Source organism: Acinetobacter sp. AR_0276, from assembly GCF_003000705.1.
GTDB classification, from domain to species: Bacteria; Pseudomonadota; Gammaproteobacteria; order Pseudomonadales; family Moraxellaceae; genus Acinetobacter; species Acinetobacter nosocomialis.
In genome coordinates this window covers 1,622,736-1,641,357 of sequence record NZ_PSQO01000004.1, presented here as the reverse complement: position 1 = coordinate 1,641,357, position 18,622 = coordinate 1,622,736, and the positions used below count along the sequence as shown (strand labels likewise).

At 39.0% G+C, this 18,622-nt stretch carries 15 protein-coding genes; 8 read left to right on the top strand and 7 right to left on the bottom strand.

The genetic code is table 11. From position 1 onward, the window contains the following. The first annotated feature begins 53 nt into the window (after positions 1-53). From CSB87_RS08660 to CSB87_RS08645, 4 genes are all read left to right on the top strand, one after another. Positions 54-356: an ArsR/SmtB family transcription factor gene (locus tag CSB87_RS08660; protein WP_002053977.1), complete on the top strand. Its 303-nt coding sequence runs from the start codon at positions 54-56 to the stop codon at positions 354-356. A gap of 28 nt (positions 357-384) precedes the next feature. Beyond that, a complete protein-coding gene (locus CSB87_RS08655; RefSeq protein WP_031953546.1) occupies positions 385-1,443 on the top strand; it encodes an alkene reductase in 1,059 nt (352 codons plus the stop codon). A gap of 168 nt (positions 1,444-1,611) precedes the next feature. Continuing rightward, positions 1,612-2,904: a 3-deoxy-D-manno-octulosonic acid transferase gene (locus tag CSB87_RS08650; RefSeq protein WP_031953545.1), complete on the top strand. Its 1,293-nt coding sequence runs from the start codon at positions 1,612-1,614 to the stop codon at positions 2,902-2,904. After that, positions 2,901-3,608, top strand: a complete 708-nt coding sequence (locus CSB87_RS08645; RefSeq protein WP_031953544.1) for a 16S rRNA (uracil(1498)-N(3))-methyltransferase — start codon at positions 2,901-2,903, stop codon at positions 3,606-3,608. The genes CSB87_RS08650 and CSB87_RS08645 overlap by 4 nt, the downstream gene beginning before the upstream one ends. Here CSB87_RS08645 and CSB87_RS08640 read toward each other — a convergent pair. Then, entirely contained in the window at positions 3,597-4,568 is a 972-nt protein-coding gene (locus CSB87_RS08640; protein ID WP_031953543.1) for a mechanosensitive ion channel family protein, read from the bottom strand. The genes CSB87_RS08645 and CSB87_RS08640 overlap by 12 nt on opposite strands. 113 nt (positions 4,569-4,681) lie before the next feature. Beyond that, entirely contained in the window at positions 4,682-5,257 is a 576-nt protein-coding gene (locus CSB87_RS08635; protein ID WP_031953542.1) for a DUF805 domain-containing protein, read from the bottom strand. Positions 5,258-5,766: 509 nt separating this feature from the next. Here CSB87_RS08635 and CSB87_RS08630 point away from each other — a divergent pair. Further along, positions 5,767-7,302, top strand: coding sequence for a hypothetical protein (locus CSB87_RS08630; RefSeq protein WP_031953541.1), 1,536 nt, complete (start codon positions 5,767-5,769; stop codon positions 7,300-7,302). A gap of 532 nt (positions 7,303-7,834) precedes the next feature. Further along, positions 7,835-9,784, top strand: a complete 1,950-nt coding sequence (gene acs, locus CSB87_RS08625; protein WP_031953540.1) for an acetate--CoA ligase — start codon at positions 7,835-7,837, stop codon at positions 9,782-9,784. 43 nt (positions 9,785-9,827) lie between these two features. On the opposite strand, the gene CSB87_RS08620 is transcribed toward acs, so the two are convergent. Then, on the bottom strand, positions 9,828-10,370 hold the full coding sequence (locus tag CSB87_RS08620) for a cysteine hydrolase family protein (RefSeq protein WP_031953539.1): 543 nt from the start codon (positions 10,368-10,370) through the stop codon (positions 9,828-9,830). Between the two features lie 105 nt (positions 10,371-10,475). On the opposite strand from CSB87_RS08620, the gene CSB87_RS08615 reads away from it, so the two are divergent. Then, positions 10,476-10,889, top strand: a complete 414-nt coding sequence (locus CSB87_RS08615; RefSeq protein ID WP_031953538.1) for an Lrp/AsnC family transcriptional regulator — start codon at positions 10,476-10,478, stop codon at positions 10,887-10,889. Positions 10,890-10,980: 91 nt separating this feature from the next. Here the strand turns inward: CSB87_RS08615 and sfnG are convergent, their stop codons facing one another. Together sfnG and msuE are read right to left on the bottom strand one after the other, a co-directional pair. Then, positions 10,981-12,093, bottom strand: coding sequence for a dimethylsulfone monooxygenase SfnG (sfnG, locus tag CSB87_RS08610; protein WP_002053823.1), 1,113 nt, complete (start codon positions 12,091-12,093; stop codon positions 10,981-10,983). A 44-nt stretch (positions 12,094-12,137) separates the two neighbouring features. Then, positions 12,138-12,875, bottom strand: coding sequence for an FMN reductase (gene msuE / locus CSB87_RS08605; protein WP_002053935.1), 738 nt, complete (start codon positions 12,873-12,875; stop codon positions 12,138-12,140). Between the two features lie 376 nt (positions 12,876-13,251). On the opposite strand from msuE, the gene CSB87_RS08600 reads away from it, so the two are divergent. After that, entirely contained in the window at positions 13,252-13,902 is a 651-nt protein-coding gene (locus CSB87_RS08600) for a response regulator (RefSeq protein ID WP_001023261.1), read from the top strand. 42 nt (positions 13,903-13,944) lie between these two features. Here CSB87_RS08600 and CSB87_RS08595 read toward each other — a convergent pair whose 3' ends face one another. Further along, a complete protein-coding gene (locus CSB87_RS08595; RefSeq protein ID WP_106105063.1) occupies positions 13,945-14,712 on the bottom strand; it encodes a hypothetical protein in 768 nt (255 codons plus the stop codon). 389 nt (positions 14,713-15,101) lie between these two features. Continuing rightward, positions 15,102-18,599: a PAS domain-containing hybrid sensor histidine kinase/response regulator gene (locus CSB87_RS08590; protein WP_004884881.1), complete on the bottom strand. Its 3,498-nt coding sequence runs from the start codon at positions 18,597-18,599 to the stop codon at positions 15,102-15,104. Positions 18,600-18,622: the final 23 nt, after the last annotated feature.

Genomic DNA, 18,622 nt, shown 5'->3' with positions numbered 1-18,622 from the left:
TGTTTTCGAAATGCTGAACAAAGCTTTGTTCGTTTAAAAGACGTGTTGAGCCTATGGATATTGATGCAATTAGCAAAGCCCTAGCCAATCCTCTTCGTCGGCAGATTCTGCAATGGTTAAAGGAACCTGCGCATTATTTACCGGTAGAAGAATGTGGTGGTAGTTTTGAAAAAGGGGTTTGCGCAGGTCATATTGAACGTTTGGGTAAAGTAGCTCAGTCTACAATGTCCAATCATTTGTCTGTATTACAGCAGGCTGGTCTCATTCAGGTCCAAAAATATGGACAATGGTCTTATTTTTCACGTAACGAAGCTTTGATTCAGCAATATATCGAACATTTAAAACAAACACTTTAAAACAAATAAAGTGTAAGTCGAGGCGATCATGGCTGAACTCAATACTCCCTTAACAGTTGGTGATTTTGAAATTAAAAATCGACTGGTAATGGCCCCATTAACACGTGCACGTAGTGGAGAAAGTCGTGTTCCAAACGACTTAATGGTGGAATATTATCAGCAACGTGCAAATGCTGGTCTCATTCTCACTGAAGCAACAGTGATTGGTTCAAAAACTGTGGGTTATGCAGATACCCCTGGACTATGGTCACAAGAGCAGGCACAAGCGTGGAATAAGATTATTGAAGCAGTTCATGCACAAGGTTCAAAAATTGTAGTTCAACTTTGGCATGTGGGTCGTATTTCCGATCCTGAACTCTTGGATGGTGATATTCCTGTTGCTCCAAGTGCAATTCAACCTGCCGGTGAAGTGAGTTTATTACGCCCTAAACGCCCATATGTAAAACCACGTGCGCTTTCGATTGAAGAAATTAAAGAAGTTGTTGCTCAATATAAACATTCAGCAGAACTAGCTAAAGTAGCAGGTTTTGATGGTGTTGAATTACACGCTGCAAATGGTTATTTAATTGACCAGTTCCTTCAAAGTAATACCAACCAACGTGATGATGAGTATGGCGGTCCAGTTGAAAACCGCGCCCGCTTGTTATTGGAAGTGGTTGATGCATTTATTGAAGTGTGGGGCGCTGGCCGAGTAGGTGTACATATTGCACCGCGTGGCGACTCTCATGATATGGGTGATGAAAATCCGCTAGCGACATTCGGTTATGTGGTTGAACAATTAAGTCAACGTAATGTTGCTTTCATTTTCTCTCGTGAATATGAAGCAGCCGATAGTATCGGTCCACAATTACGTCAAAAATTTAATGGCGTGTGGATTGCCAATGAAAACCTGACACCAGAGTCAGCAAAACGTATTTTGCGTGAAGGTCAGGCAGATGCTGTATCTTTTGGTAAGGCTTATATTGCTAACCCTGATCTATTACAACGTTTAGAGCATGGTCTACCATTAAATGAGCTTCAACCAACGACTTTATATGCTAAAGGCGCTGAAGGTTATACGGACTATCCTGCTTTAGAAGCTTCTTAAAATCATTATTTTATTTAGATTTACTATGTGCTGAACTTGCTCTTTTGTGAGTTCAGTCAATGACTTTTCTTGTATATGGTAGAGTTTAGGTATCGAAACTCTGCCATTTTTTTTATCTATGTTATATTTTCCCCAGTTTTTAAATTTTGACTATTTGAGGCAAACCGCTTGGCGACCCCATTTTGGTACAACACAGCACTCCATTTATTAAAACCTTTTTATCGTTGGCGAATAAAAAGACGTGCAGAAAGTCTGGAATTATATCATCAGGAATGTCTGGAACGATTTGGGCCGTTTGAAGATCCGAAAAATGTAAAAGCCATCTGGTTTCATGCGGTTTCAGTTGGAGAAACCAATGCTGCGCAGCCACTTATTGAGCACTATCTCAAACTTGGGCAGCCAGTTTTAGTGACCAATACTACAAAAACCGGTCAGGCACGCGCTAAGTCACTTTTTTTAAAAGAGCCATATTTAGATTTATTCCAAGCAGTTTATTTGCCTGTAGATCAAAAGCCTCTTTTAAAACAATTTTTCGAATCATACAAACCGAGACTTTTAGCATTAGTTGAAACTGAGCTTTGGCCCAATTTAATTGATCAAGCCAAATTACAGCATGTACCATGCTTATTACTTAATGCTCGTTTATCTGAAAAGTCAGCAAAGAGTTATAGTAAAGTCTCAAGTTTAACTGCTGGTATGTTAAAGCAAATCGATTGGGTATTAGCGCAAGATAGTGCAACCCGTCAGCGTTATGTCGAGCTTGGTTTAGACGAGCATAAAAGTCAGGTTGTTGGAAATATTAAATTTGATATTCATGCACCTGAGGCTTTTATTAAGCAAGCTGCCCAATTGCATCAGCAGTGGTATTTGGAAAACCGTCAGGTTGTGACGATTGCCAGTACACATGCACCTGAAGAACAACAAATTTTAGAAGCACTTGCGCCTCATTTAAATTCAGACCGTGAGTTGGTGTGTATTGTGGTGCCTCGTCATCCTGAACGTTTCGACGAAGTATTTGAAATTTGCCAAAATTTAAATTTAGTTACGCATCGTAGAAGTATGGGACAGAGTATCCATGCGAGCACACAGGTTTATTTAGCCGACAGCATGGGTGAGCTTTGGTTATGGTATGCCTTAAGTCAGGTGTGCTTTGTAGGTGGTTCTTTAAATGAGCCGGGTGGCGGACATAATATTTTAGAACCGATGGTTTTAAATGTACCTACAGTGGTTGGACCCCGTTACTTTAACTTTCAAACGATTGTTGATGAATTTATTGATGAAAATGCTGTGCTTATCGCTCAAGATGCACAGCAGGTCGTTGATATCTGGCTAGCGTGTCTGGCAGAACCTGAGGCGACTGAACAGCTAGTGGCACAGGCGCATAAAGTATTGCATCGTAATCAAGGTTCATTACAAAAACATATTGGGGTGATTAATCGCTATCTGGCCGAAAAATCATGAATATTGTTTTACTAGAGCCTGAAGATGTTCAATCGGATACATGGTCTATCCATTCAAAACGTCAATTACAGCATTTGCGTGAACATCTTGATATCACGGTCGGCCAGAACCTAAAAGTTGGTATTCGCAACGGCGTCCGTTATATCACTGAAATTGTTTCAATGAATGAGCACGAAGTCCGTATACGGCCTATTCGTGAAGAAGCAGTACCAGCAAAACTTCCAGCTCATTTAATTGTGGCTTTGCCAAGACCAAAAGTTTTACGCCGTTTAATTATGGATAGTGTGACTTTAGGTGTTGAAAAGATAAGCCTAATTCATAGTTATCGCGTTGATAAAAGCTATTGGCAAACGCCATTTTTACAGCAAATTGATCAATACGTTACGCTTGGACTTGAGCAAGCAGGCGACACAATTGTTCCTGAAATTCAAATGTATAAACGTTTTAAACCTTTTGTTGAAGACGTTTTGCCAACCCTAATTTCAGAAGAATCTCCTGCCTACGTGGCTCACCCTTATGCCGAGCAACGTATGCCAATTAATATTAGCCATGCTTGTAGTGTAGTGGTTGGGCCGGAAGGGGGATTTATTCCTTATGAAGTTGATTTACTCATAAAAAACGGCTGCCAAGCGATGAGCTTAGGCAACCGTATTTTAAGAACCGAAACGTCTATTTCTTATATTTTAGGGCGTTTATTTAGCTGAGTTCTCAGCATTCAATGGCGAATGATTAGCGGCCATTTTTAATTCCTGAATAGGGTAAGGAATATTAATGCCATTTGCATTGAAGGCTTGTTTTACTTCAGCTTGAATAGTGCTTGTAGATGACGAAATATCTGTCTCAGTGGTATTAATCCACCAACGTACCGTAAGGTTAACCGAGAAGTCTGCTAGAGCTGTCACGTTAACCGAGAAAGCAGGTTGGCTGAGTACATTACGGTCATTGTTGAGAATATCTAAAATAATTTGTTTCGCTTTTTGCTCATCGTCATCATAACCAATACCGACTACGAACTCACAGCGACGTTGATGGTAAGCCGTATTTACCGTTAAAGCACTCGTATAAACGGTTGCATTTGGAATAACGATACGACGGCCATCCGGTGAGCGCAGGAACGTTGCACGAATCTGAATATCTTCTACAGTTCCTTCAAGTGAATTCACTACAATCGAATCGCCAATACGGAATGGCTCGCTCAATAAAATCAAAATACCTGAAAGCAGGTTTTGGAAAATATCTTTAAATGCAAAACCAATTGCGACCGAACCAATACCCAATGCACTCATGAGTTGGCCTGGCGTAAACCCTGGAATCATAATGACTAAAGCAATTAAGAAACCAAAGAATAAGATTGCTGTACTACCGACACGGTTTAAAACAAGAACCAAATTTTGGCGAGTATAAGAACGATTTTCTAAAGTCTTACGCACAAAGAATTTAAATAATTTGGTCAGTAGCCAAAAAATAATAAAAACGGTAATCGCAATGCAGATATAAGGTACACGTTCCCAAAAACTATCTACGATTTTGTCGATAGTAGTATAGGCATCATGATATTTCTCGGTATGTGCTAAAACCGTTTGAGTGGTTTTAGTACCTGCTTCTTGCAAAAGTTCGCCTGTATTTTTTGCAACATCCGTTAAGGATTTTTGTTCATCAGCCACGACAAGTCTCTAATTAAATAAATTCATGAAAGCTTTTTTAGCTTTCATCATAGTAGGAGATAAAATGTGCGCCTACTATAATGAGTTCATCTAAATAATAAAGTGTTTTTTAATTAAAAGTATTGCGTTCCTTTTTGTAAAATTTGTGTTGGGGTTTGGATAGTATCGGTACCAGAGAAGTAGTAAAAAAAGCCTGCGGTAGAAATAAGGCTAATTAAAATAGCGATTAAAATAAGCCAAGCCATCAGTTTCTCGATAAAGGTTGAAGGCCGAACAGGGCCATACTGATTTGGGCCTGCAGTACCAGAAGCAAGTAATAAATAGATCATAAAAAAGAACTGAACCACCGGAATAAATAACAGCAGGCCCATCCAGCCACTTTTATTTAAATCGTGTAAGCGCCGAACGACCAGAATAATATTGAGGTAGATCAAAAATAGCCAAAAAGCCCAGACCACTAAAGCACTTACGCCAGAAAGAGAACTGTAAAACTCAAAATTAAATAGATTACTTGAAAGCTGAAAACTTCCAAGAAATGAGGCCAAAATGAAATAACCTATGAGGGTGACTAAATAAATTAGGCCATAACCACCCAAATAACTCATGCGGTTAAAGCGACCACGAATTGAAAAAGGACTATCTTTAAACGGAAGCTCTGGTGGTCGTGAAGAGGGAGTTTCGGCAAACATCTTATTTTATTCCTGCACTGCTTCTAAAAGCTAAAATAAACTTTGTTGATGGTCAAAACCATCAAAACTTAAAAAAATTATAAAAGTAAAAGCTATAGACAAATGTTTTAAATCAACTTAATTTTATAAAAATGTTCACAATTTCGTATGTTTGAGTAAGTGATTAATATATGACCAAAGTCGGATTGTTTTGACTTTGAGAGAGTCATCATACTGAAAAGGCATACAAATAAGATCCAGTAAAATAATAGCCACAGTCTCGAGATGGGATGCACAAGATCAAGGAAGTTGCGTATGAATGAGATCTATCCAGTACCAGATGAATTTAAAAGCGTTTAAAACGCCACTTGTATAGTATTTTTTTCCTAAACTAACTATGAAGGTAGAAAAAACAGAATACTTTGTATCAAAGAAGTATATTACTAACGGAATTAGTACAATATTGACTCTTAACTTTATGATTGAGGAAATACATAATATAAATTATACCTAAAAGATGATAACTTAGTATGGATTATTACGACCAAATAAACGCAAATGTTCTAAGTGCTACTTTCAGGCAAAATGCTCAAATTAACCTTAAAATAAATACTAGTAGAGAAAATTTTGTTAGACCTGAAGCTTTTGGAGCAAAAGCTAATAATCCAAATTTTGACAATACGAATGCTTTAAATGCAGCTTTTGCCACAGGTAAAGATATTTATAGTACTCCTGATAAAACATATTATGTAACTAAGAATCTAAGAACTAAAGGTCAGCGATTAATCGGAGGTTGGAAAATTCATTCAAGGAAGAGTACCTCCCGTGTTGGTATATGGGAAAAAACAGTCTCAACCGTAGATGAACCTGAAGTAAATACAAAAATAATTAGAATGTTGTATGTTGCTACAGCTTATGATTTATCAGAGTTTTTATATATTAAATCTCTAGGGTTCAATGTATTACAGCACTATTCAGGTATGCATATTCAGGGTTGGGACAATGACGGAAATGTCCAAAATATGCTCGATAACGCTAAAAGTGCTGGTTTAAAAGTAATTGTAGGAACACAAAATGATCCAGGCGCTAGAGCAAACTTAGTATCATGGGTGAAGAGTATAGATTCTCACCCTGCTATTATTGGCTATAGTGTATTTGATGAGCCAGTTCACAACGGAATAAGTGTCACAGAACAAAATGCAAAAATAGCTTTACTTAGAGGGATAACCAATAAGTTACTTACAACTGTTGAATTTACAGTAGATCCTTTAAAAAAGAGATTATCTAATAATTACGATATTATTTTTTTGGATATCTATAATGATTCAAATATGGACTTAAAAGATGAAGATGCCACTCAAAAAGATTTGCGTAAAATGCTAGTAACATTTGATTTATACAAAAAACAATATCACGCACGAATTATTCCAGTTGTAATGGGATTTAAATATGTGAATGGAGCACCATTAAATAGAGTTGTAAAAACTTCAAAAATATTTGCTAAAGTAAGCAGTGGAAGTTTAGGGGTTTTTATTTGGGATGGTGATGCTGAGCCGTCTATTGAAACTTCTGTACGTAATTCACCTCAACTAGAAGATATGAGTAAAGAAATTAATACATTTAAAAATCTAAAACTGCCATTTCATAAAGCTTTATTAGAGAACTATAGCATAGAAACTGATAAAAAAAAATATGGGTTTAAACATGTGTCAAAACATCAACGCTCCCCAAATTTATACCCTATAAATATGTTTGAAGAGATAAATAGTTATCCATTACAAGTTTTTGATAGATTTAATGAGAATTTTCAAGTTTGCTCTTCAAATATAATATGGAAGGCTTTATTAAGTTTGTGGTTTAAAGGAACTTATGGTGCATATATATCTAATATTACTATCTATAAATATAATAAATTTATATTTCATATACCAATAATCCGACCTCATACTATTTCCCTAAAAATTTTACTTGATAAATCCTTAAGAGGTTATAGTTTAGATAATATTAATACTTACAGATTTGAATATAAGAATAAATTTTTAACAGAATTTCTTTGTATTAAATAAATTTATTTAATAAGGGGTATTAGGGTTTTATTTGGATTTCGTTATATTTAAAATAAAAATTATATATTTTTATAAAATTCTGAAAATTATATTATTTAATTAAAAATCTATAAGAAAATTCTTATTGAATTTATAAACTATATATTAGTCAAATATTAAACTTGGTTAATAAATTAACTAGAATATTATCTTTAAACGGAAGCTCTGGTGGTCGTGAAGAGGGAGTTTCGGCAAACATCTTATTTTATTCCTGCACTGCTTCTAAAAGCTAAAATAAACTTTGTTGATGGTCAAAACCATCAAAACTTAAAAAAATTATAAAAGTAAAAGCTATAGACAAATGTTTTAAATCAACTTAATTTTATAAAAATGTTCACAATTTCGTATGTTTGAGTAAGTGATTAATATATGACCAAAGTCGGATTGTTTTGACTTTGAGAGAGTCATCATACTGAAAAGGCATACAAATAAGATCCAGTAAAATAATAGCCACAGTCTCGAGATGGGATGCACAAGATCAAGGAAGTTGCGTATGAATGAGATCTATCCAGTACCAGATGAATTTAAAAAAACAGCTCGTACTGTTGAAGCAGACTACTTTAAACGTTATCAACACTCTATCGAAAACCCAGATGAATTCTGGGCAGAGCAAGCTAAAATTGTCGATTGGATAAAGCCATTTACCCAAGTTAAAAATACCAGTTTTGACAAAGACAATTTCAAAATTGAGTGGTTTGCTGATGGTGAGTTGAACGTGTCAGCAAACTGTTTGGACAGGCATCTTAAAGAACATCCACATAAACCTGCCATTATTTGGGAAGGTGACCATCCTTCTCGTCATAAAATCGTTTCTTATAAAGAATTACACGATGAAGTCTGCCGCTTTGCCAACGTTTTGAAGAAATATGGCATTGGTAAAGGTGACCGCGTTGTGCTGTATATGCCAATGGTGACTGAGGCTGCAATTGCCATGTTAGCCTGTGCCCGTATTGGTGCAGTTCACTGTGTGGTATTTGGTGGCTTCTCGCCAGACTCTTTGGCAAGCCGTATTGAAGACAGCCAAGCTAAACTTGTAATTACCGCAGACTCAAGCCTACGTGCCGGTAAGCTGTTACCACTTAAAGAAAATGTCGATTTGGCTTTAGCATTGCCGGGTACCGAATGTGTTGAAAATGTGATTGTGGTTTACCGTAATGCAAATCCAATCGAAATGAAGCCAGGCCGTGATTTGTGGTATCACCTTATTATTATGGAGGTGGATGCTGACTGTCCTCCAGAACCAATGAAGGCAGAAGACCCTTTATTTATTCTTTATACCTCAGGCTCAACAGGTAAACCCAAAGGTGTGTTGCATACCACAGGCGGTTATCTGGTCTATGTAACCAGTACTTTCAAAGAAGTCTTCGATTTAAAACAAGACGATGTGTATTGGTGTACAGCCGATATTGGTTGGATTACAGGGCATAGTTATCTGATTTATGGTCCGTTGGCAAATGGTACGACCACCTTAATGTTCGAAGGTGTACCTCAATATCCAACATGGGCACGTCTTGGTCATGTGGTCGATAAACATAAAGTTTCTATCTTGTATACAGCGCCAACTGCGATTCGTGCCATGATGCGAGAAGGTGATTCGTATGTACGTGAAAGTAATCGTAGCAGTTTACGTTTACTTGGTTCGGTTGGTGAACCTATTAACCCAGAGGCTTGGAACTGGTACTACAATGTTGTTGGCGAAGGCCGTTGCCCGATTGTTGATACATGGTGGCAAACTGAGACAGGTGGTATTTTGATTGCGCCATTACCGGGTGCAACAGCTTTAAAACCAGGTTCGGCAACGCGTCCTTTATTTGGTATTCAACCAGCCATTGTAGATGGTGAAGGTAACGAGTTAGAAGGTGCAGCTGAAGGTAACCTTGTGATTAAAGATTCATGGCCAGGTCAGATGCGTACCATTTGGGGGGACCCAGACCGCTTTATTGAGGCGTATTTCTCAACCTTCAAAAATACTTATTTTACAGGTGATGGCGCCCGCCGTGATGAAGATGGTTATTACTGGATTACAGGTCGTGTTGACGATGTCTTAAACGTTTCAGGCCACCGTCTAGGTACGGCTGAAATTGAAAGTGCTCTTGTTTCGCATGAATCAGTAGCAGAAGCAGCCGTGGTAGGTATGCCGCATGATATTAAAGGACAAGGTATTTGTACTTTCGTGACCTTACAGGCGGGTGTTCCAGAATCGGAAGAGCTGCGTAAAGAGTTAATTAACTGGGTACGTAAAGTACTTGGGCCAGTAGCTTCACCAGATGCATTGCATTGGGCACCAGCATTACCTAAAACGCGCTCTGGCAAAATCATGCGCCGTATTTTAAGAAAAATTGCGGCAAACGAGCTTGATAGTTTGGGCGATACCTCAACCTTAGCTGAACCTGCTGTAGTAGAGCAGTTAATTGCAACGGTTTATCCCGATAGACAAAAATAATCTCTAAGAAAAGCCCCATTTGGGGCTTTTTTATTAAGCTTTATTAAGCGTTTGCTAAAAAGTCAGCAGTATTTTGTACATTTGCGAAAGTACTCAGCGCAGTTAAAAAAGCAGTTTGTACATCTTCAGCTTTTGCAGTCTTTCCAGCATAGCTTAAATCACGAGTTGCTGTTGCATCTGCAATTAAGATGGGTTGATAACCCAGTTCTTTAGCCGCACGTGTCCCTGAGTCAATACACATATGTGTCATCATGCCTGTAATCACGAGTTGCTCAATTTGATGCGCTTTTAAAAGTTCTTCTAAATTGGTCTCTAAAAAACTATTTGGATAATGCTTTGTCACGATTAATGAATCACTACCGACACTAAGTTCAGGATGAAGTAAAACCCCATCTGTATTTTCTTGGAAGAAACTCGCTTGTGGTGGGTTAATATGTTGTACATAAATGATTGGTAAATTTTTCTCGTTAAAATATTGTTCAAGCTGCTTTATTTTATCGAGCGCTTGATCTGGCCCAACCAATTCCATTTTGCCATTTTTAAAATAATCATTTTGAACATCGATAACTAACAGTGCTTGTTTCATGAGAACACTCTTGTTTTTATAAGATAAAACAAGGTTATTCTCTGCCCGCAAAATCGGCTATAGTCCTATGAAAGCATTAACGCTAGTTTTCTTTCGCCATGAAAAATGAATATTGAATTAGACCCGATTGATCTAAAAATTATTGCATTGCTCAAACAAGATTCTCGTCTGACAAATAAAGAAATCGGGCAGCGTGTTCACCGGACGGGGCAGGCTGTGGGTGCTCGAATAGCCCAGTTGATGGATGCAGGAGTTATCAAAAACTACACCATTGCCGTTCACTATTCGTATAAACAATTTATTCATTTGCATTTAAATGAACAACGCGCTTTTGAAGAAATTGAAAATTTAGTGAAGCAATACGAACAAATCGATGAATGCTTTAAAGTCATGGGCAATGCTTGTTATATGATTGTCAGTCATTTTGAACCTGCAGCATTAAATGAATTTATTGAGGTTCTTTCAAAATGGTGCCGATATTCGGTTGAAACAGTCGTTCGAGAAGTTGAGAAATCTTAAAAAATAAAAGCTCCAAGCCGAGTCTTGGAGCCAATAAAACTTTATTTTAATTTGTTGTTTTTATTATCTTGCGCTGTTTAACTGGAGTTTTTTAGGCTGATTTAGCTGGGATTTCTACCTCCTTTTCCTGTTGAAGTTCTAGCTGACGAACAAGCGGCAGAACCTTTTCTCCGAAATATTCCACCTCTTCAATAAAGTGTAAGAAACCGGAAAGAACCAAATCGACACCTACATTTTTAAGCGCCACAATACGCTCTGCAATTTGCTGAGGTGTACCAATTAAATTGGTTTTAAAGCCATCGTTATATTGAACTAAATCTTCAAAAGTTGATTTTGCCCAGTTGCCTTCTTGTTCTGGTGAAGCCGCACCCGCTTCACGAGTTGCATCGCCAAATGCATTGACTGCTTCAGTATTGGCTTTATCAATAATTTCTTGAAGTACTGCTTTAGCTTCTTCTTCGGTATCTCTGGCAATAATGAACGCATTTACCCCAATTTTGACATGGTGATTATTGGCTTTTGCTTTGGTGCGAATATCTTCGACTTGTTTTTGAATTTCTTCTACAGTATTACCATTGGTGAAATACCAGTCGGATACACGAGACGCCATATCTCTTGCTGCACGTGAACTGCCGCCCTGAAAGACTTCAATATGTGGTTTTTGCAGAGGTTTTGGCTTAAGTGTGTAGTTCTGGAATTGGTAATACTTACCATCGAAACTATAGTTATCTGTGGTCCAGATTCCTTTTAGCGTGCGAATAAACTCTTCAGAGCGGACATAACGCTCATCATGCTCAGGCCACTCTTCACCAATCGCATCAAACTCGCCTCTAAACCAACCACTTACCACATTAATAGCAATGCGGCCTTCGGTTAGATAATCAATCGTAGCCAGCTGTTTAGCTGCAAGTGCCGGTTTCCAAGGGCCGGGCAGAATCGCCGCAATCACTTTAAGTTTCTCAGTTTTTGCAAGTAATGCATGACTGAAACTCACAGACTCATGCTGGTTTTCTGCCCCATAGCCCGCCGTAAAACGAATTTGAGTGAGCGCATATTCAAAACCATTGTTTTCGGCAGCCTGTGCAAGTCGAACATTGTAGTCATAACTCCAGTCTGTACGCTGTTCGATGTTACTCACTACAAGGCCACCGCTTACGTTTGGTACCCAATAAGCAAATTTAATTGGTTGTTGTAATTGCGTCATGGTGCTCTCTCCCCATTCGTTATTTTTATTTAGCTATATTGCGCTTAGGCAACATGCGTTAATGATTTACCGGACTTGTGATGCAAACGAGATTCTGCTGCATCAAGGTTTGGTACAGCTGCTGAAGGTAATACTTCTTCTTGCTCAATTTGCTTATTAATACCAAGCTCTTGATTCGCTTGCTGAGATTTAGGTTTAACCACCTCAGCACGTTTACCTTTTGCTGGCGCCCATTCTAGAATTGGCAATGCACGCGCTACGGCCAGTGTAATACGGTCAGCTAGTTGCTCACTTTTCACTGTATATTCAGGAGTAAAGTCACGATCTGTTGCGTATACGCCAATTGGTAAAGTTTGTGCTTGGAAGAAGCTGAACAATGGGCGAAGTTGGTGTTCGAGTACCAGAGCATGGCGATCACTACCACCTGACGCAGCTAAAAGTACAGGTACATCGACTAATGCAGTTTGTTCAACGAAGTCAAAGAAGTGTTTGAAAAGACCGGTAAAAGAGGCACGGTAGACAGGTGTACCCACAATCAAGGCATCTGCTGCTTCAACTGCAGCAAGGTCATCTTGTACACGTTGCGGAAGTTGATTTCGATAAAATGCACCGCCTAATAATGGTCCGATTTCACTTAATTTAATAAAGTGAACTTGAATATCAATTGCTTCAGATAACTCATCAAGAATGGCCTGAACCAGACTTTCGGTTTTAGATGGGGTATTTAAGCCACCAGAAACAGCAACAATATTTAAAGGTTTTGATGATGCGATACCAGTCATGATTTGGTTCCTAAGCCTAAAAAACAACATTGGACTTATTAATCAACAATGACGGCAAACTGTAAAATAACGAAATTGGTCAACCTTATCAGTTTTAAATATAAAACCCGAATAGTTGATTTTTATAATTTAATAGTAAGTTAAGCAATTGTTTTTATTTTATATAATTATTGGTGATATCTTTTTTAGAATAAAAATGAAGCTTATATAAAAAATAGATTAATTTTGATTAAAAGGTAAAAAACAACGGAAAAACGAAGCAAAGGTCTGTATTTAACAACATTTTGCATAAAAATGGATAAGATGAGCATATCTTTCATCTAAATAGTAGGGTTACAATAGGCCATACTTATGCTCAAGATTACTTTAATCGCTTATGAATATTTTAATCGTTGATGATCATCCTTTGTTTCGTCATGCTTTGATTCAAGCAGTACGTTATAGCCTGCCACAGGCACAAATTCATGAAACAGCTTCGGTTGATGAGTTTTATGAGCGTTTGGAAAATGGGGCAGAACCTGATCTGGTATTACTTGATTTAAACTTACCAGGTGCTTCAGGCTTTTCTGCTCTGGTCTATGTAAGAGCACAATATCCCTCTATTCCAATTATTGTGGTTTCTGCACACGAAGAAGCGTCAATTATTCAACGTGCGATTGCACATGGTGCAATGGGTTATATTCCTAAATCTGCTCATCCAAGTCATATTGGTGAAGCGATTCGTCAAGTTCTAGATGGCGAAATCTGGTTACCACCAAACCTTCCATCAAATATTAATCTTGACCCTAGAGCGGCAGATGAAACTGCTTTGGCTGAACGTATTCAGTCGTTAACGCCTCAACAATTCCGTGTTTTGATGATGGTTGCGGAAGGTTTGTTGAATAAACAGATCGCTTACGAGCTTGATGTTTCAGAAGCCACCATTAAAGCGCACGTAACCGCTATTTTTAGAAAATTAGGCGTACAAAATCGTACACAGGCTGTATTGGCAATCAGCGCATTAAATATTGAAGATAAAAAAATCTAAAATAAAAAAGACCTCCATTGAGGTCTTTTTTATATGTTCCACTTAAGCAAGGCAATCTTGCTTAGGTGTTAGGCTGTCGCAGTAAAGTGGGTTAAGAGCACATTGCAAATCATCAATTTGTTCTTGAGTTACGTAGCCTTTGCTTTTTAAATATTCAGCCACGCGGTCATCACGCAAGCTTAAGAACGCCGCATCATAAACACCTAAATCAACAAAGAGAGCTGCGGTTTCTAGGCTGTTGAACCGATCAAGAAAAATATCATTGCCATACATTAAGAAGATATGGTCAAGTTTTGCTTTTTCATCTACATGCAAACGCTCAGCAAGTTGATGTGGAGGTGTCTTAATAAAGAGCAAGTCAGAAAGTTCATCAAGCTGAGTCATATCTAACTGGTTTTCTCCGAGTTTGACATGGCCAAGCCAAGCCTTGAAAACCAGAACAGCACCACCGCGGAGTAACATGCTCCAGATTTGATGGCGTGTGTCATGATCAAGATTTTCACTTTCAGCAGTGAGGACTTTTAAGAAGTTCTCTTCTTGTTGCGCTAACTTGTCAAATAAGCCCAAACCTTGCGGATGATAAGCAGCAGGTGCAAATACATCAAAATTTAAATCATGAAATACATTAAGTGCGAGGGGCACAGCACACTGATAAATTGTATTAAGAGCTTTGATATGTGCTTCGCTCAGCTTGCTGTGCGGAAAAATACTTTGCCAATCTAACTCTGGAAGTAAGGCATTGGCACTGTATTGGCGATAAAACTGTTGAGAAGAAAGTTGGCCTTGCGGGCTGTTATCAGAAATATTCATGGCAGTGGTCCTTTGCGTTAATTCATGAGCAGGGGTGCGATCAGGCAAAATAAGTTCAAATAAATCGTCAGACGAATAAAATGCGTTTTGAATATTTATGTGTCATGCAGAATGCAAGTAGAATACGACTAAAGTCGTATATGGTGATTTTTAGCAAATAAATAATTATAAAAACAATAACTTATTAAATTGTAACTAAGTGTACAAGTGTTCACTTACAAAAAAGGTGAGCTTTGCCATAGAAAAAGAATCTTTGGAAATTTTGGTCAATAATTTATTGGGTAAAAGTAGGCATTTTGAGCAGTTCTGCCTATTGGCTTAAATTTAGTTAAACATTTTTGCCAAGCATCGCTCCCCAAACTTATCAAAAGTTGGGAAGCGATAAATGATTAGTCTGTCGTACTAGCAATTTTAAGACCAGATAACCAAGCTCTTAATGAGGCCGGTTTTAGTGGTTTTTTAAGTAGAACTATATTTAGTTCTTTTAATTGCTGTGGTAACTCGGGGTGGGAGTCCGCTGTAATTAAGGCAACTGGAACATCTTCTTGACGATTTTGATTAATAAAATCAACGCCAAGCTGATTGTTATTCAAGTGCTGGTCAATGAGCCAAACCTGAATATTCTCTTTTTGAATAATGTCTAGAGCTTGCTCAGGTTCAGTGGCTTTAAAAACTTGATAACCCCATCGGCCTAATAAACTACTCATACCTTCCAGAATCGTTTCATCATTGTCTAGGCACAAAATACGATAGGCTTTTGTTTTTAAAGGCACGGCCTGTACAGTTGGTGTTGCTACTTTTGGTGGCTCGACAATAGGCACCTCAATCATAAAGCATGAGCCTTTGCCCAACTCCGAGTAAACATGAACAGGGTAATTTAGCAAACCTGTCATACGTTGTACGATGGCGAGACCTAATCCTAAACCTTGTTCACCCCAAGGTGATAAATGCCCGCAACGTTCAAACTCTTGGAATAGCTTAATTCGTTGTTCTTCAGCAATACCAGGTCCAGTATCCCAAACCCCAATTCGAATATGACCAGATTGCTGTGCAGAACGAAGTACGCCTACTACCACTCGACCTTTGGCGGTATAGCGTAGGGCATTGCTAACAAAGTTTTGAATAATACGACGAATCCACTGCGGGTCAGTATCGATCCAGAAAGATACATCGTGGACTTTTAGTGAAATATTCCGCTGAGCGGCAATCGATTTAAACTGCAACTCAAGGTCACTGAGTAAATCATGCAACGGATAAGGTTGTCTTTTTGGTTGTATGGTGCCGCCTTCCAAACGTGCAATATCGAGTAGGGCAGACAACATACTTTCTGCACCATAGAGTGCTCGGTCAAGTTGTTGTAAGGTTTGGCGGTCTTCTTCAGTCGAAATGCTTTGCTCAAGAACAGTACTAAACAGACGAGCAGCATGCATAGGCTGTAATAGATCGTGACTTGCCGCAGCAATAAATCGGCTCTTGGACATATTGGCCATATCAGCTTGCTCACGTGCAAGCTGTTGTTCAGTTAAGGCATCAGCAAGCTGTTGAGTCCGATCTTTTACGCGAGCTTCAAGTACTGCTTCGTTCGCACGGAAGGCCGTAATATCGGCAAATGTCGTGACGAAACCACCGCCTGAAATTGGATTACCTCGCATTTGAATAACGCGGCCGTCTTTACGGATACGTTCAAACTCGTGGGCGCTGCCGACTTTCATCCAGTGAAGACGTTTGCGTACATGCTCTTCGACTGAACCGGGGCCACATTCGCCGCGTTCAGCGTTATAACGAATCAGGTCGGCAATTGGGCAGCCGACATAAACAAGGTCTTTTGGATAACCAAATAGTTTTAAATATTGGTTGTTCCACGCGACTAGACACATATTTTTATCGACCACACTTACCCCTTGGGTCATGTGGTCAATCATGGTCATAAGCAGATTTTGATTAAAACGTTGCCACTGAGATGCTTGGTCTAAAATATTAGCGACTTGACCCAAAGCAAGGCCGTTATTAATCATGGCTGTCGTGAGCAAAGTACGTGCAGAAGCAGCACCGATAATACCGGCCAGATATTGCTCGGTAAAACGCCACCACATACCATTGGCAATTGTATTTGGATTGAGTGTGAGATGATTTTGCTCACAAAAGTTCTCGAACGCTTGTGTAGTGGGTTGCTCACCTGTAATTCTTTTTGCCAAGGCAAATAAATCACCTACTTTTAAACGGGCCGCGTCATGAGGAAGATAGGTTAAATCAGTAGATGTGTGCGGTGATGGTAAAGGCTTAGTTTCATAGTAGAAGAAGCTTTCTGCCTGAATTTGTTCTGCCACACTTGGTCGATAAATTTTTGAAATCCAGATATATAAAACAATATTTAAACCAAGTGACCAAATGACACCGTGAGTTAAAGGTGCAAATGACTCAAAACCAAATAAAGATTCCGGACGTAAGGCATTAATGCCAAAAGGACCAAAAAGCAAAATACTTTGAGCAGCATCCTGATAGGCTTCAGGCAAGCTACGCAAAATTGTTGGAAAGAGTAAGGTATAACTCCACATTAAAAATCCAACAATCAGACCTGCATAGACACCTTGGCGGCTTCCGCCACGCCAGTACAAACCACCAATCAGTGCCGGAGCAAACTGCGCTACAGCACTAAACGCCAATAAACCAAAAACTGAAAGCTGGTTAATATCATTAAAGAAATGGAAAAATAAAAAGCCAAGTAGCATCACTGCGACAATACTGATACGACGGCTGAACTTCAGAACTTTAGGTAAATGTTTATCATGACGCGACAGCAATTTAAAACGCCATAAGGCAGGCATAATCAAGTCGTTACTGAGCATGATAGACAATGCAACTGATGAAACCAGTAACATACCTGTCGAAGCTGAAAAGCCACCTAAAAAGGCCAGTAAAGCGAGCCATTCTTGGTTGTAACTTAACGGCAGTGACAGTACAGCCACATCGGGTACAGTTAGGAATTTCGGCGCGGCATGCAAAGCCCAGCTTGCAATTGGGATAATAGCTAAAATAGTTAAAATGAGATAAACCGCGAACCATTTACGGGCACCGCGAATATGCTTTTCATCGCGTAGCTCGACCACCGCCACGTGAAACTGGCGTGGTAAACAAATAATGGCTAAGCCTGCCAGTAAAGTTTGAATCCAGAAAGTTTCAGGTACACCAAAGAGCTGAACCTCCTGAAAAGTCTGGTTTACATCAGAGGTCATTTGGCTGAGGTTAGCTGGTGATTCAAAAATAAAAAATAAAGCGACGCAAAGTAAGGCAAATAACTTCACAAATGACTCAAATGCAACTGCAAGCATGAGGCCGCCATGCTGTTCCGTATTTGCGATCTGTCGTGTACCAAAAATCATGGCTAAAATCGCAAGCACACTGGTGAGCAATAACACACTGTTGGTCGTCGTATGAATATGCGAGCTTTGCTCCATAATGACCGAGGTACTTAAAGCGATTGCACGGAGCTGTAACGCGAGGTAGGGGATAATCGCGATAACCGCCAGAATAGTGACTAGAGAGGCGAGTACACCACTTTTACCATAGCGCGCTGCGACGAAGTCAGCGATTGACGAAATCGCATGGTGTTGCCGTACTCGACCTAAACGCCGCCAGATATCATAACCAAACCAGACAAATAACAGTGGGCCTAAATAAATAGGCAAGAAGATGACACCTTCACGTACGGCTGCACCGGTTGCCCCATAAAATGTCCATGATGAGCAATAGACACCTAAAGTTAAACTAAATAAAAACATGCGGCCACGGGTGCCAAGACGACTGGCATGCTTCTCACCAAAAAAAGCACAGACAAATAAAAGCGCAATATAAAGAGTGAGCACCCCAATAATCAGCCAGCTGTTCATATGACCTACATAAGTGAAACCGT